Origin of the sequence: Salmonella sp. HY31 (genome assembly GCF_042604575.1) — a bacterium.
Taxonomy (GTDB): Bacteria; Pseudomonadota; Gammaproteobacteria; order Enterobacterales; family Enterobacteriaceae; genus Salmonella; species Salmonella diarizonae.
On sequence record NZ_CP170479.1, the window covers coordinates 3,594,549 to 3,609,147 of the forward strand.

General features: G+C 50.6%; 11 protein-coding genes and 1 pseudogene. 2 read left to right on the forward strand and 10 right to left on the reverse strand.

Translation table 11 applies throughout. The features are described from left to right. Nucleotides 1-143: 143 nt before the first annotated feature. A complete protein-coding gene (gene prpR, locus ACE15A_RS17095) occupies nt 144-1,769 on the forward strand; it encodes a propionate catabolism operon regulatory protein PrpR (RefSeq protein WP_129382469.1) in 1,626 nt (541 codons plus the stop codon). Nucleotides 1,770-1,908: 139 nt separating this feature from the next. Here the strand turns inward: prpR and yahO are convergent, their stop codons facing one another. Next, entirely contained in the window at nt 1,909-2,184 is a 276-nt protein-coding gene (gene yahO, locus ACE15A_RS17100; RefSeq protein ID WP_023246115.1) for a DUF1471 family periplasmic protein YahO, read from the reverse strand. 232 nt (nt 2,185-2,416) lie between these two features. On the opposite strand from yahO, the gene ACE15A_RS17105 reads away from it, so the two are divergent. After that, nucleotides 2,417-3,049, forward strand: a complete 633-nt coding sequence (locus ACE15A_RS17105; RefSeq protein WP_023246114.1) for a LysE family transporter — start codon at nt 2,417-2,419, stop codon at nt 3,047-3,049. A gap of 40 nt (nt 3,050-3,089) precedes the next feature. On the opposite strand, the gene foxA is transcribed toward ACE15A_RS17105, so the two are convergent. From foxA to ACE15A_RS17150, 9 genes and pseudogenes are all read right to left on the reverse strand, one after another. Then, nucleotides 3,090-5,198, reverse strand: a complete 2,109-nt coding sequence (gene foxA / locus ACE15A_RS17110; protein ID WP_164984592.1) for a ferrioxamine B receptor FoxA — start codon at nt 5,196-5,198, stop codon at nt 3,090-3,092. A gap of 146 nt (nt 5,199-5,344) precedes the next feature. After that, nucleotides 5,345-6,349, reverse strand: a complete 1,005-nt coding sequence (gene foxR, locus ACE15A_RS17115; RefSeq protein WP_064055908.1) for a ferrioxamine uptake transcriptional regulator FoxR — start codon at nt 6,347-6,349, stop codon at nt 5,345-5,347. Between the two features lie 95 nt (nt 6,350-6,444). After that, nucleotides 6,445-6,637, reverse strand: a pseudogene (locus ACE15A_RS17120) (hypothetical protein). Further along, a complete protein-coding gene (locus tag ACE15A_RS17125) occupies nt 6,556-6,741 on the reverse strand; it encodes a DUF2474 domain-containing protein (RefSeq protein WP_305954967.1) in 186 nt (61 codons plus the stop codon). Before ACE15A_RS17125 ends, ACE15A_RS17120 begins: the two are co-directional and overlap by 82 nt. Then, on the reverse strand, nt 6,687-7,697 hold the full coding sequence (gene cydB / locus ACE15A_RS17130; protein ID WP_053508602.1) for a cytochrome d ubiquinol oxidase subunit II: 1,011 nt from the start codon (nt 7,695-7,697) through the stop codon (nt 6,687-6,689). Before cydB ends, ACE15A_RS17125 begins: the two co-directional genes overlap by 55 nt. Beyond that, nucleotides 7,694-9,097 (reverse strand): cytochrome ubiquinol oxidase subunit I, encoded by a 1,404-nt coding sequence (locus tag ACE15A_RS17135; RefSeq protein WP_023246109.1) that lies wholly within the window; start codon nt 9,095-9,097, stop codon nt 7,694-7,696. The genes cydB and ACE15A_RS17135 overlap by 4 nt, the downstream gene beginning before the upstream one ends. Before the next feature lie 116 nt (nt 9,098-9,213). Then, complete coding sequence (gene ssaA / locus ACE15A_RS17140) at nt 9,214-9,315, reverse strand: small effector SsaA (RefSeq protein WP_023246108.1); 102 nt, start codon at nt 9,313-9,315, stop codon at nt 9,214-9,216. Nucleotides 9,316-9,567: 252 nt separating this feature from the next. Next, on the reverse strand, nt 9,568-12,537 hold the full coding sequence (locus ACE15A_RS17145) for a type III restriction-modification system endonuclease (RefSeq protein WP_053508604.1): 2,970 nt from the start codon (nt 12,535-12,537) through the stop codon (nt 9,568-9,570). A 12-nt stretch (nt 12,538-12,549) separates the two neighbouring features. Then, nucleotides 12,550-14,508, reverse strand: a complete 1,959-nt coding sequence (locus tag ACE15A_RS17150; RefSeq protein ID WP_023246106.1) for a site-specific DNA-methyltransferase — start codon at nt 14,506-14,508, stop codon at nt 12,550-12,552. Between the last annotated feature and the right edge of the window lie 91 nt (nt 14,509-14,599).

The window sequence follows — 14,599 nt, forward strand, 5'->3', positions numbered from 1 at the left end:
ATCCCTGTTATGAATAGGCGCGATTAAGGAAAAAGAAAAACGTGTCAGCTAACGTTTCATGAAACGAATCGTTCCGTTTCATTGCAACATTCATGAAACATGTTTAAAACAAAAACTCGCCCCTTAAAGATGAACCTACTGCGATGACGACTGCCCACAGCGCTCCGCGCGATAATAGCGATAAACCGGTGATCTGGACGGTCTCCGTAACGCGTCTGTTCGAACTGTTTCGGGATATCAGTCTGGAATTCGATCATCTGGCGACCATCACGCCTATTCAACTCGGCTTTGAAAAGGCGGTGACCTACATTCGCAAAAAACTGGTGACCGAGCGCTGCGACGCGATTATCGCGGCGGGTTCTAACGGCGCCTATTTAAAAAGTCGCCTGTCAATACCGGTGATCCTCATCAAGCCCAGCGGATTCGATGTGTTACAGGCGTTGGCGAAAGCGGGAAAGCTCACCTCATCTATCGGCATCGTGACCTATCAGGAGACCATTCCGGCTTTACTTGCCTTTCAGAAAACGTTTCACCTCTGTCTTGAACAGCGAAGCTATATCACCGAAGAGGACGCGCGCGGGCAAATTAACGAACTTAAGGCCAACGGTATTGAGGCTGTCGTCGGGGCGGGATTAATTACCGATCTGGCGGAAGAGGCGGGAATGACCGCCATCTTTATTTATTCCGCGGCGACCGTTCGTCAGGCCTTCCATGATGCGCTGGATATGACCCGTCTGACACGGCGCCAGCGCGTTGATTATCCGTCCGGCAAGGGATTACAAACCCGGTATGAACTGGGCGATATACGCGGCCATTCGCCGCAAATGGAGCAGGTCCGCCAGATGATTACACTCTATGCCCGCTCCCGTGCGGCAGTGCTGATTCAGGGGGAGACGGGGACCGGGAAAGAGCTGACGGCGCAGGCGATTCACCAGACGTTTTTTCACCGCCTGCCTCACCGTCAGAATAAGCCATCCCCTCCCTTTGTCGCCGTCAATTGCGGCGCGATTACCGAGTCGTTGCTGGAAGCGGAACTGTTTGGTTATGAAGAGGGCGCATTTACCGGTTCACGACGAGGAGGCCGAGCGGGGCTGTTTGAAATCGCGCACGGCGGCACGCTGTTTCTTGATGAAATCGGCGAAATGCCCTTGCCGTTACAAACCCGACTTTTACGTGTACTGGAGGAAAAAGCCGTCACTCGCGTCGGCGGACACCAGCCGATCCCGGTGGATGTCCGGGTGATCAGCGCTACACATTGCGATCTGGATCGGGAGATAGTGCAAGGACGTTTTCGTACCGATCTATTTTACCGCCTGAGTATTCTACGCCTGACGCTTCCTCCTTTGCGCGAGCGGCAGGCTGATATTTTGCCGCTCGCGGAAAGCTTTTTAAAACAGTCGCTGGCGGCGATAGAAATTCCGTTTACCGAATCGGTACGTCATGGATTGACGCAGTGTCAGCCGCTATTGCTGGCCTGGCGCTGGCCCGGTAATATTCGCGAACTGCGTAATATGATGGAGCGCCTGGCGCTTTTTTTAAGCGTCGACCCCGCGCCAACGCTGGACAGGCAATTTATGCGGCAATTATTACCTGAACTTATGGTGAATACAGCAGAACTGACGCCTTCAATCGTGGATGCACTCACGTTGCAGGATGTGCTGGCGCGCTTTAATGGCGATAAGACTGCTGCGGCGCGTTATCTGGGGATTAGCCGCACCCCCCTTTGGCGTCGTTTAAAAGCATGTGCCAAAAACCAGTCGGGTAATTAAGACAAATGACAATGTCCTGAACGCCTGATGGCACTACGTTTACTGCAGGCCGTCATCCGACAAAATGGATGCCGGTTGCCAGCCAGGAATAAAAATACCCGCCGGAAACCCAGGCGGGTATTTTTATGATGCAACGCTTTTATTTCTTTTTATAAATATCAGCCGTACCATGAATTTTATTTTCTGTCTGTCCGGACGTCAGCACCACTACATCCGCCCCTTTTTCATCCGCCTTTTTAATTAAATCTTCTCTGGCGTCCAGCGGCGACATTTCCCCGGTGGTAGAAATAGTGCCAATTTTCGTGTATTCCGAAGCGACTTTATCAAAGTCCGTTTTTTTCATCATTTCTGCGGCATAGACGTTTGTCACGACAAACGCTAATGCGCCAAGCATAACCTTGTAGCCAGTTTTCATAGCAAAACCCTCGTTTTATTATTACGCCATCATCGCTTTATCAGAACAAAAATGCCGTTCGGACTGATTAAATAAGTAGTGTAGATTGCTGGAAAAATCCAGTCAGCCTCCCTTCTGTCGGCGTAACTACGCGCATTAAAAATGCTACTGCTTTGTGATCTCACTCGCAATCGTCTGGTTTGACTATTAATAAGATGAACGTTATTTCTTGAGGCTAAGGGAAGAGTTGTCTATGGAGCCGTTTCATGCCGTTGTGCTTACCGTCAGTCTGTTTGTATTAACCTTTTTTAATCCCGGCGCAAATCTGTTTGTGGTGGTGCAAACCAGCCTCGCATCAGGACGCCGGGCGGGGGTAATAACCGGCCTGGGCGTCGCCACGGGAGACGCCTTTTATTCCGGGCTGGGGCTTTTCGGTTTGGCGACGCTCATTACGCAGTGCGAAGCGGTATTTTCTCTTATCAAAATTGTCGGCGGCACCTATTTATTATGGTTCGCCTGGAACAGTATTCGCCACCAGGCGACGCCGCAAATGAGCACGCTCCAGGCACCGATTGCCGCCCCGTGGACGATTTTCTTTCGCCGGGGATTAATGACAGATTTATCTAATCCGCAAACCGTACTGTTTTTTATCAGTATTTTTTCCGTAACGCTTAACGCAGAAACGCCCACATGGGCAAGGTTAATGGCCTGGGCCGGGATTGTGCTGTCATCCGTTATCTGGCGTATTTTTCTCAGCCAGGCCTTTTCGCTCCCCGCAGTCCGCCGTGCTTATGGGCGAATACAGCGCATTGCCAGTCGTGTTATCGGCGCTATTATCGGGATGTTTGCGCTCAGACTTCTCTATGAAGGCGTGACGCACCGCTAATGCTTGCCCGGTAGCGTTTGCTACCGGGCAATAAGCGTTATCAAAACGCCCATGAAACGCTGCCTACAATGCTACGCTCGGCGCCAAAATAACAATAAGAGAGCGAATTACAGGCAGCGACATAACGTTTGTCCGTCAGGTTATTTACGTTGAGCTGGGCGCTTAAGCCATTTAACCCAATGCTGGATAAATCATACCCTACCACCATATCGACCAGTGTATAGGACGGCAACGTATGAGTATTCAGGCGATCGCTGGTCACGCCGTTGACGTACCGGATGCCGGAGCCCAAAGTCAGCCCCTCTAACAGACCGCTTTTCACATCGTAGCTTAGCCAGGCGCTGGCCTGGTTCCGTGGAGCATAAACCGCGCGCTTACCCTGCTCTTGCGGACTACTTTTCTTATAACGGATATCAGTATAGGTATACGCCGCCTGCAAACGGACGCTATCCGACAAATGGCTAATGGCCTCCAGTTCAACTCCTTTAGACTCAATTTCACCAATCGAACGGTACGGATCGGTAGGTTCTTCTTTGGTCGCGATATTTGTCTGGTTAATACGATACACGGCGGCGCTAAACTGGCTGTTCCACCCCAGCGGTTCGTATTTTACCCCCGCCTCCCACTGCTTACCTTTCATCGGTTCCAGCACATTGCCGTTTTCGTCGGCGAAGCTGGTTGGCGTAAACGCGGTAGAATAACTGAGATAGGGGGCGACGCCATTGTCGAACAGATAAAGCAACGCGGCACGGGTACTGACGTTGTTTTTATCGAGATCGCTGCGTGAATCATGAAGTTTGTCGATATTAGACACACTGACCCGATCGTAACGGCCGCCCAACGTAAAGTGCCAGCGATCCCATGACATCTGATCCTGTAAATAGTATCCAGTCTGCCGCAACTTATGTTTTTCACGGCTGTACAACGTAATGTAATCCGGCTGAGCGCCATAAACGGGGTTGAAAGCGTCAATCGGCGGAAACGCGCCATAATAGCCAGTGGTATGATTGCTGCGATCCTGATAATCGATCCCCACCAGCAGACGATGGTTAATCTCCCCGGTATCCACGCTGCCGTCGAGCTGATTATCCAGCGCGATAGCCGACATTTTCTCCCCGGAGCCGGAATAGCCGCGATTCAGCGCCGTTTCATTCAACCAACCTGCGGCATAGACCTGATTTAACGCCACTTTAGTATGCAGATAACGCAATTTTTGCCGTACCGACCAGCCGTTATCGAACAGATGCTCGATGTTATAACCCACCATATTTTCACGGCGATCGTATTTGTCGTAGTCATCTTCACCTTCAAAGAAGGTGTTAGAAATTTTGCCGCCGTTATAGGGTACAACCGTGCCTTGATAAGGCAATCCGGAGTGGCTACCGCCTTGCGGATCACGGTGCAGATAGGCCATAAGCTCAAGACGCGTCCGATCGGTAATTCGCCAGGTCAGGCTCGGCATCAGCGCATAGCGTTCCTCTTTCAAGGGGGTAAACTGCGAATCGGCGTAACGTGTCATGCCGCTAAGACGCGCCGCCACACGTTCATTGTCATCCAGAGGGCCGGTCACATCAAAAGCCGCCCCGCGCTGGTTGTGATTGCCGGCAAACAGCTTCACCTCTCCCCCGGCATCAAACGCCGGTTTTCGCGACGTCAGCGCGACAATGCCGCCTGGCGATGAACGTCCATACAGAACGGACGCCGGGCCGCGTACCACCTCAATATCCTCCAGAAACCAAGGGTCAACCACCAACGAACTGTGCGAATTGGTGTCGCCCATCATTTTTAACCCGTCGAGATAGACGTTATCCAGACTACCGTCCGAAAAACCACGCAATACAATGTAATCAAAGCGGTTAGAGGCGCCTATCTGGTTACTGTATACACCTGGGGTGTAGCTGACCGCCTGACGCACGCTGGTTGCGCCCTGCTCTTCAAACTGCTGGCGGGTAATAATGGATACCGACTGCGGCGTTTCAATATCTGGCGTCGCCAACTTGGTCGCGCCACTCTGTACGGGCGAGGTGACAATGACCGTATCATTTTTTGTTGTTTCCTGGGCAAAAAGAGGAAAAGTCGCGCCGCCGATAGTTCCGCCTATCAATAGCGCTATACGCGTTGTCGCAAACATGAACATCTCCAAAGGTATCTCTTATTGTAAATAAGAATTATTACCCTTTAGAGGTGATGAATCACTATGCGTAACGCCAGATTGCCTATGCGCAATGATAAAAAATCATAAAAAGAGGCAGAAAACCGGGTTAGCGGCGGATATTACCGCTCTGGCGGGGCACGTTACGCACAGTGTCGGGACGACGTCAGGGAAGCGTCACGCAGTTCGCCGGGCGAGCAGCCATAACGCCGACGAAATGCCGTCGCAAAGTTTGTGGCATGTTGATAGCCTGACATCCAGGCTGCCTGCTGCACGCTGTATCCCTCCATCAGATAACGACGCGCGCGCGCCAGGCGGCAATCGCGCAGATAATCAAACACGGTACAACCATAGGCATGGCGAAATTTACACCGCAGGCTACTCGGACTCATTGCCGCCCGACGCGCCAGTTCGTTCAGCGTGTATGCTTTTTCCGGCGTCTGTTCCAGTAAACGCCGAATGAGCTCCAGCCGTTGATATTCACCAGTGACGGGAAGTCCGCATTTTTGCTTTTCGGGCTGACATAGATTTAGCGCATAGCCCAGCAATTGCAGCATGATGCCTTCCAGCATTAACTGGCGTGACGCAGCATGATGTCCGGGCTGCTGCGCATAGCGTAGCCCCGAAAGAAGAAACTCCGGCACCTGCCAGACCATCGCAGAGGTAGCGCTATTTTCCCACTCGTCTGCCAGCGAGCCAGGCAAATGCTCCCGCCATCCGCCGTCCGGGTACATTCCCAGCGATAAGGTGCGTAATTTACTGTCTGCGTCGTGATGAGCGCGCATCGTCTGCTGCTCGCTAAGTTGCGAGCAAAACGCCATCCCCGCGCTCAGCAAAAAGGTCTGCTCATTTACCGCCAGCGCGACGTTACCTTCCAGCACTACCAGCATATACAGAGGACTACTATGGCGAGAGGTGGTTTCATAGGGTTGTAACACGTGAACATCCGAGCGTGTAATGCAAATCCCGCCGGGAAGCGCTATCTCTTCGATATCGCCATGAAGTACGGGACTACTCTGCGTATACTGCGGTAACGCCGGGAAGCGGTAATCAATGCCATACCGCTCGCCAAACGCGATGAAGTCGCTGACGGAAAAGATCTTTTTCATCGCCGGGGATGCGGAAGAGTGACAGGAGCTCGGAGACATTATCAATACCGTTTATCTGCGTTATACCAAAGCATTAGCTACTCTGTAACCATATCACTGCAGCACGGGAACGACAATAAAGATGAGAATAATTATCAACCGCTATTAAAGGGAGAGATAAGGCGAGCAAACGTGATCGATAAACGCCGATCTGTCGATAAAGACGCGCTTTCGCCAGAGACGAAAGCGCGTCCGGGTGGTATCAGTCAGGAGCGAAACCCTGCGGAGGTCATGAGCAGTCTGAACAACATTCCGACGCCCGCCAGCAGAAGCACGCTGGCGCACCATATCGCGACCATCCATACGACTCGCCGCGACCATTTTTTCACTTTAACCATCAGTGATATCCCTCTCCATGTCGCACTTTTCCACGGAAGACGTAGTAACTCCAGAAGGTATAAGCCAGAATAATCGGGATGATTATCAGCGCCCCAACCAGCATAAAGCGTTGACTTTGCGGCGGCGCGGCGGCGGCATACAGCGAAATATCCGGTGGAATAATATTCGGCCAGATACTGATGCCTAACCCGCTGAACCCCAGAAAAATCAACCCTAGCGTGAGAATAAATGGACGCGCATGGGATTCTGGTTTTTTCACGCTGCGCCATAGCCAGACGCTAAAAGCCAACACCAGCACAGGCACCGGCAGGAAGTAGTATAAATTGGGCAGTGTGAACCAGCGCTCGGCGATATCGTCGTGGGTGAACGGCGTCCACACGCTGACGCCCCCCATCACCAGCAACAAGATGATCAACAACGGGCGCGACAGCGCGCACATCCGGCTATGTAGCGGATCTTCGCTTTTCATAATCAGCCAGGTAGCGCCCAGCAGCGCGTAGGTGACGACCAGACCGACGCCGCAGAACAGGTTAAACGGCGTCAACCAGTCAAGCTGCGAACCGCTAAAGGCTCGCCCTTCCACCTGAAAACCGCTCACCACCGCGCCCACCACAACCCCCTGGGCAAAGGTTGCCAGGATTGACCCAACGATAAAGGATTTATCCCAGAAAGCGCGATGCGACTCGGTAGCTTTAAAACGGAATTCAAAAGCGACGCCGCGGAAGATAAGACCAAGCAGCATAACCACCAGCGGGATAGTCAGCGCGTCGGCGATGACGGCATAAGCCAACGGAAACGCGCCAAAAAGCCCGGCCCCGCCCAGCACCAGCCAGGTTTCGTTACCGTCCCATATCGGCGCGACCGAGTTCACCATGACATCGCGATCGTGTTTATCACGAATAAACGGAAACAGGATACCGACGCCCAGATCGAAACCATCCATCACGATATACATCAGCGTGGCGAACACGATAATAGCAAACCAGATAACCGGAAGAACGATGGTCATTCGCGTTTCTCCTGCTCAAGCGATTCTCCCACGGCAGAGATAGGACGCGCGGGTCTGCCATCGGTTTCAGCGGTCGGTGTCTCCGCCGGCTGCGGCCCTTTCTGGATAAGGCGAATCATATAAATATAGCCAACCCCAAAGACCAGGGAATAGACCACAAAGAAGGCCAGCAAACTGATGCTCATTTGCAAGGTGCTGTGCGCGGAAACCGCATCACGCGTTCGCAGCAGGCCATAGACCACCCACGGCTGACGCCCTACTTCAGTCGTCACCCATCCAGCAAGGATAGCGATAAGCCCGGACGGCCCCATCCACAGCGCAAAGTGCATAAAGGGCCGCGAATGATACAGTCGGTGTCGGTAGCGTAGCCACAGGCTGGCCAGCCCCAGAAAGATCATCAGTACGCCCATGCCCACCATAATACGGAAAGACCAGAACACCACGGTAGAGTTGGGGCGATCCTCTTTGGGATAATCTTTTAGCGCAGGCACCTGTTTGTCCAGGCTATGCGTCAGGATCAGACTGCCCAGCGCCGGGATCTCAAGCGCATAGCGGGTCCGTTCCGCCTCCATATCCGGCCAACCTACCAGCGTAAGCGGCGTTGGCTCGCCGGGCGTATTTTCCCAGTGCCCCTCAATCGCGGCAATTTTGACCGGCTGATGCTTCAGAGTATTAAGGCCGTGCATATCGCCAATCAATGCCTGAACGGGCGCCACCACGACCGCCATCCATAACGCCATCGAGAACATACGGCGGATAGCCGGCGTATCGTTACCTTTCAGTAAATGCCAGGCTGCGGACGCGCCGACAAACATCGCGCTACTTAAAAACGCCGCAACGGACATATGCAACAGGCGATACGGGAACGACGGGTTGAAAATCACCGCGAACCAGTCCACCGGGACCACCTGACCGTTATGAATTTCAAATCCCTGCGGGGTATGCATCCAGCTATTAGATGCCAGAATCCAGAACGTCGACATTAACGTGCCCAACGCCACCATACAGGTAGACAAGAAATGCAGGCCCGGCCCGACTTTGTTCCAGCCAAAAAGCATCACGCCTAAGAATCCCGCTTCCAGGAAGAATGCGGTGAGCACTTCATAGGTTAATAAAGGCCCGGTGATACTGCCGGCGAACTGGGAAAAACCGCTCCAGTTCGTTCCGAACTGGTAAGCCATGACCAGACCGGAGACCACGCCCATCCCGAAGTTGACGGCAAAAATTTTGAGCCAGAACTGATAGAGCGAGCGCCAGACAGGATTACGCGTTTTTAGCCATAAACCTTCCAGTACCACCAGGTAACTGGCTAAGCCAATCGTAATCGCGGGGAAAATAATATGAAAAGAGACGGTAAAGGCAAACTGGAGTCTCGCTAAAAAGAATGCATCAAACTCCATGTTCCCTCCCGTTTATATACAGTCACTTTGTGTAAAATATTCACTGTTCGCAACCAGGTTGAAACGAAACGGTTATTTTCCCCAAACGTAAAAACGCCGGGGAATATCCAGATAAATTACGATTTTTTATGCGGTTGGCTATCAGGCTTATCGCCCGATTCTGGCGCTTCGGAGGGGTCGTCTTTTTCGACAGCGAAACGGTAGTATTTATTTAGCATAACATGTCTCCCTTAGTTACATTCAATTGGCAATATCTACCCAGCCATTATGAAAAATAACGGCAAAACAAAAAAACAGCGTTCTCAAGACTATTTGCAGTTTCAGCAAAATACTCTTAGCTGAAAGTTAAGAATAGACGTAAAACGATAACGTTCAAGTCAACGCGGTTTCATGGGCGGGGGATTAGCGTAGGGAGAATGACCGCAGCGCTCGCTGCGATCATTTTATACCGTCAATCAGAAAGATAACCGTTAGTTTACCTTCCCCTCAATCAGGCCATTGATCGTAGAAAATACCGCCGGCGCGCTGGTCGCTTCCGCAAACTCGACATTGATATTTTGCCGACGCAGCATATCGAAGAATTTACGTTGCGCATCAAGAATAACTTGATCGCCTAAGCGCATATTTTCTGCTTTAGTTTCAACCAGTAAATAAACGCTGTCGGCGTCCTGACACTCAATACGGTACACAAAATCCGGCGTGGTAGAGCCCCCCGTATATTTGGGGATCTGAATGGCCCGCTTGGGTAGTTTGCCAAATACGGAAACCTGTTGCGGATAATGGTATTTTAATAGCGGTAATTCAGGATCGACGCTGTCATAACGCAGCGGCGGTATTTGATAGAGAGAACGGGGATCATCTATCGCATTCTCATCCACATTTTTACCCAGAATTTCAGCGCTAATCTCCTCCCTGAACTGCCGTGCCGTGGAATCAAATACCGACGTTGAAGCCTGAAAATCGAGAGGCAGATAATCGTGGCGCTGCGCAAAATGCGCATTAATCCGCGCCTGTAATGCGCGGGTCATATTGTCCAACGAAATCTCGCTTAAATAGCGTGAATCTCCCTGCAAAACATCACGCAGCATCGCCATTAACACCGGGTGCAGAACGTTAACCGGCAGACTGGTGCGTAACGCCAGTTGCTTAAGAAAATGGCCATATTTCATGCCCGCCATGAATTCGCTGGCGGCTAATTCGCCTTCCCGCTGCGCCACCTCAAAACGGCCATTATCCTCATTCGATACCAGCCGTTGTTGCATCTGGCTTGGCTTCTGGCGTATATACAGCGCCGGGTCGCGCAGCACCTCGGCGGCAATCTGTTCCAGAGAAGCGCCGCTACGCTCGAATTGCAGCATATAACGACGGGAAAACTGCTCCCAGATACCGCTAAGTTGTTCCCAATTTTCTTTGCGTAACCTGACTCGCAATCGGGAGACGGGTCTATTGTCACGAACACGATCCGCTCGCACCCGCGCCTGCGTCAGCTCAGGGTAGAACTCCAGTAGCCATGCAAAACCACTTTTGGTTTCTCCGTTAAGCGTGACGCTGGGTTTAAACTCATTACTCCGGTTGATCAGTCTTTTATCATCCAGATCTTCCAGCAAACGAAGCTCCGTAAACGCGGGATCGACTTTTTGCCGCTCGGTGACGATAAGTGTGATCATCGCCTCATCCAGTTTCTGCTCGTTAAGCTGAACTTTGCTGTCACGATTAATCTCATCAACCAGCATACTGGCAAACGCTTTTTCATCATAGCCAATCAGAAACGCCAGCCGGGACGGCCACTCTTCCTGCTGAACGCGATGGCCGTTTTCATCCACCGGTAGCCGCAGGCCGCGCCCCACTTCCTGAATTTTGCTCGACTCGCTACCGGAAGAACGTAATTTAGCAATGACAAAAACATTCGGGTTATCCCAACCCTCGCGAAGCGTCCATTTTGAAAACAAAAAGCGGCGCGTTTCCCAATTGCCGTGATGGTCTGAAAAACTGAGCAACTTCTCTTTATTTTTCAGAATATCATCTACTTCAGCCTGGATCGCCTCATCGCCACTTCCCCGGTCTTCGCCAAAGTAACCGGCGTGAACGTTTTGGTTATCCGAGTGCAGGCTGGCGAGCGTGGCCTGCAGAAATGACAGATACTCCACTTCTCGCGGCAGGGTCTTGCGCTGATAATTGTCAATCAGTTGCGTCAGTTTCTTTTTCAGTAAACACTCAAACTTCAGTTTCAACCAACCTTCGTCATCACGATAGCTTTTAATACTGTCAATAAAGAAAAGGCTTAATGTCTTAATACGCGGGGCGTTATTTTCTGGCTCATTGCTGCGTAAGAAATTTGCCTGTTCGGTGTCAAAATGCTTATCAATAGCGTTCTGAATAATCAGTTCCTGGTAGCTCGCACCAAAGGTTCCTGGCACCAGCGCCATCCCGGCTTCCAGCTCCAGCTCGTTCGATAACATTTTACTGCCGGCATATTCAATACTGCCTTCAAATCCCGCATCGACATCGGCGAGATTTTCGCCCACGCCAACCTCGGCAATTTTGCTCCCCCGTCGGAGGATTAATTTCTTTGCCGTAACGCTGTCAACGATATAACGATTGTTGGCCTGCTCTTCGGGGAGATTCGGATAATAAATATCAATACCTTTCACCAAACCATCGTTAAAACTGTCCACCGCATTGAGATCAAACTGCGGTTGCCGGCGATAGTAATCTTTACGTACACATTTATTTTTACCCTTGCCTTCGACAATATCCGGGAAGGTGGCGCCAAAACGTACGATCATTTGCGGCTGAATGGCCTGAATCGCTCGATAAAATTTGTTATCTCGCGCAAAACGATGCGGTTCATCAATAATGACCACCGGTCGCGTCATTTGTAGCCCTTTAACAGGCGACGTCAGCCCGCCCAGTAGCGTTTGATCGTAATCGTCTCGCGTCATACTGGCGGAATTGAGCATTTGCGCATTGATTAGCAAAACCTGAATCGTATGGCTATCACGACGGCTGGCATCAGTAAAACTTAATAACTGGGCCGGAAAATTTTTGCGTCCCGACTTCACTTTAAAATCACCAGCGTTGATGGTGCAAAGTTCCATCTGCGTATTTTCGTAGAACTGTGAAAAATGCTGTCTGGCATAATCGCTGGTGATAAAGTTCCGCGCACCTTCTTTAATGGCTGGCGTCGGCACCACCAGCACAAATTTGAAGAGGCCGTATTTCTGATGCAGTTCATACATCAACCGGGTATAGACATAGGTTTTCCCCGTCCCGGTCTCCATTTTAACGTCAATATTGGCTTTATCGTTGTAGCGCTCGTTAATCAGCGGATTAGCATAGTGATTATGATCGGCCTGCGCGTGATCGATACCGGTAAAACTCGCCAGAATCGCCGCTAATGCCTGTTCCTGATGGGGGAGTTCTTCCAATAAAATATTCATCTTCATCCCCTCTTAATAACGCTTCACCAGGTTCACTTTTTGATCAAGCTGTTTTAAGCCGATTTCCAGTTCCCGAATGGATTCAAGGTCGAAAGAGTAGCCGTAAATGACAATAGTCTGAACCGGAAGCTGGTGCGTACCAATGTGGTTGAGCAGATCGCGGGTCTGCTCTGTTCCCCATCGTTCATCAATCAGATACAGGCGCGTATTATCCACATACATGGCGCGATAGCCGGAAAAATCAACGGTCTGTACTTCAATGTCCATTTTATAACCATCGGCGACCAGCCATGTCGTTAATAGGGTCTCTTCGCCGCTTGCACCGCCCGGCACACCCAATCCTCTGGCGGAAAAAGGATTGATCATGTCGGTAAATCCTGATTCGGTGAAAGCGGTCAGTTGACCGCTGGTATTGATAAAATGGCCGGTAGCAATATCGAAGCTATCCAGATCGTCCAGCGTCTGCTGCGTCGGGGTGGCAAAACGATAATGTTTAAAACCGAGATCGCCATTGGTCGCGGGATTGTTAGCGCGGATCTTCGCCGCAACGCGTGTAATTCGCTCACGGCTGATTTCATCAATGGTGTTATAACCCGCTTTTTTCGCGATAGTGTTATTGCTTAATGTCTGATCGATAGTGCATAAAATAAACGTGCGCTGCCCCCCATCTTCTTCATTCAGCGCCATCACCGCATGGGCCGTGGTGCCAGAACCGGCAAAAAAGTCCAGAACGACGCCGTCTTTATCGATAGCGAGCTTGATGATTTTCTTCAATAACGCAGTAGGTTTCGGCGTATCAAAAACGTTGTCGCCGAAGAGATCCAGAATCTCCTTTTTCCCCTCTTTATTCGACGCTACGTTATCCCAGTAATTGGTCGTTGGCTGCCCTTTACTGTGATGCGCGTACATGACTCGCTGGGGAATACCGCCGTTATCTTTGCCAAAATAGACCAAATTATCGGCCACCAATTTTTGGTAACTGGCTTCAGGATAAGCCCATAGCCTTTCGTGTACCGTACCATTAGGCGTGGTAATTTTATAGGTATAGCCGCCGCCGCTCAGCCCTTTTGACACCGTTAACGGCACCGGCCGCCATTTTCCTTCAGGAAACTGTTCGGTCGGTTCTTTATAGGATTTCTGAATATACTCTTTAGAAAGCGGTTCTAAACGTAAGGCGCCCTGACCGGTTTTGGCGTAAACAAGAATGTATTCCCCCTGGATGGAAACGTTATCAGAGTCGTTAGAAATCTCTTTTTTGCGCTTCCACATCACATTGGTGACAAATCCGCCTTCGCCAAAAATCTCATCCATCATTAATTTAAGATTGGCGTACTCATTATCGTCGATAGAGATAAAAATAAATCCGGTATCTTTCAGGAGTTTCCTGGCCAGGAAGAGACGCGGATACATGAAAGATAACCACGCGGAGTGCGTCGATTTACCCTGAATGGATTTTAAACGTGCCAGTTCAGTATCATTAAGACCAAACATATCCTGCAACGCCCGATCGCTATATTCAAAATGATCGGGATAAACAAACCCGTCCGATCCGGTGTTATAAGGGGGATCGATATAGATCATATCGACGGTATCGGCGTAATTATTTTGCAGATGGCGTAAAACATCCAGATTATCCCCGGTCAGAAAAAGATTATGGCTGTTTTTGTTTTCTGCCAGAGTATTGTGTTCCACGTCAGGAACGATAACGGTAACGGATTTTTCACCCGCCTGTTTTTTTGCGTAATCTTTGCCAATAAAATCAATCTGATAACCGCTAGTCAGCTCATCGATATTACGCGCTTTCAGCGCGCGCTCAAATCTGGCGAGATCAAATCCGCCTTTCGCGATCAGTTCGCCCTGCTCGTCATAACGATCGGCGATAAAAAATTCCGGTAATGCACGTTGTAACTCAGACAGAAAGGCGCTATTCGGGGCAACAGACTCGTTGTGTTTTTGGTTATCTTTCAACATGATATCTTCGCTCCGTTGATAATTTTAAGGTCCAACAATCAATTTCTTATAAAGAAAAAAGTAAGCGATGATTGTAATGGTCACGAAAGGC

What these genes read in the sequence shown, in the direction of transcription:
- ACE15A_RS17105 (WP_023246114.1), top strand. Translation starts at nt 2,417, where the DNA reads ATGGAGCCGTTTCATGCCGTTGTGCTTACCGTCAGTCTGTTTGTATTA.
- ACE15A_RS17135 (WP_023246109.1), bottom strand. Translation starts at nt 9,097, where the DNA reads ATGGAGTTTGATGCATTCTTTTTAGCGAGACTCCAGTTTGCCTTTACC.
- prpR (WP_129382469.1), top strand. Translation starts at nt 144, where the DNA reads ATGACGACTGCCCACAGCGCTCCGCGCGATAATAGCGATAAACCGGTG.
- ACE15A_RS17150 (WP_023246106.1), bottom strand. Translation starts at nt 14,508, where the DNA reads ATGTTGAAAGATAACCAAAAACACAACGAGTCTGTTGCCCCGAATAGC.
- cydB (WP_053508602.1), bottom strand. Translation starts at nt 7,697, where the DNA reads ATGACCATCGTTCTTCCGGTTATCTGGTTTGCTATTATCGTGTTCGCC.
- ssaA (WP_023246108.1), bottom strand. Translation starts at nt 9,315, where the DNA reads ATGCTAAATAAATACTACCGTTTCGCTGTCGAAAAAGACGACCCCTCC.
- ACE15A_RS17145 (WP_053508604.1), bottom strand. Translation starts at nt 12,537, where the DNA reads ATGAATATTTTATTGGAAGAACTCCCCCATCAGGAACAGGCATTAGCG.
- yahO (WP_023246115.1), bottom strand. Translation starts at nt 2,184, where the DNA reads ATGAAAACTGGCTACAAGGTTATGCTTGGCGCATTAGCGTTTGTCGTG.
- foxR (WP_064055908.1), bottom strand. Translation starts at nt 6,349, where the DNA reads ATGTCTCCGAGCTCCTGTCACTCTTCCGCATCCCCGGCGATGAAAAAG.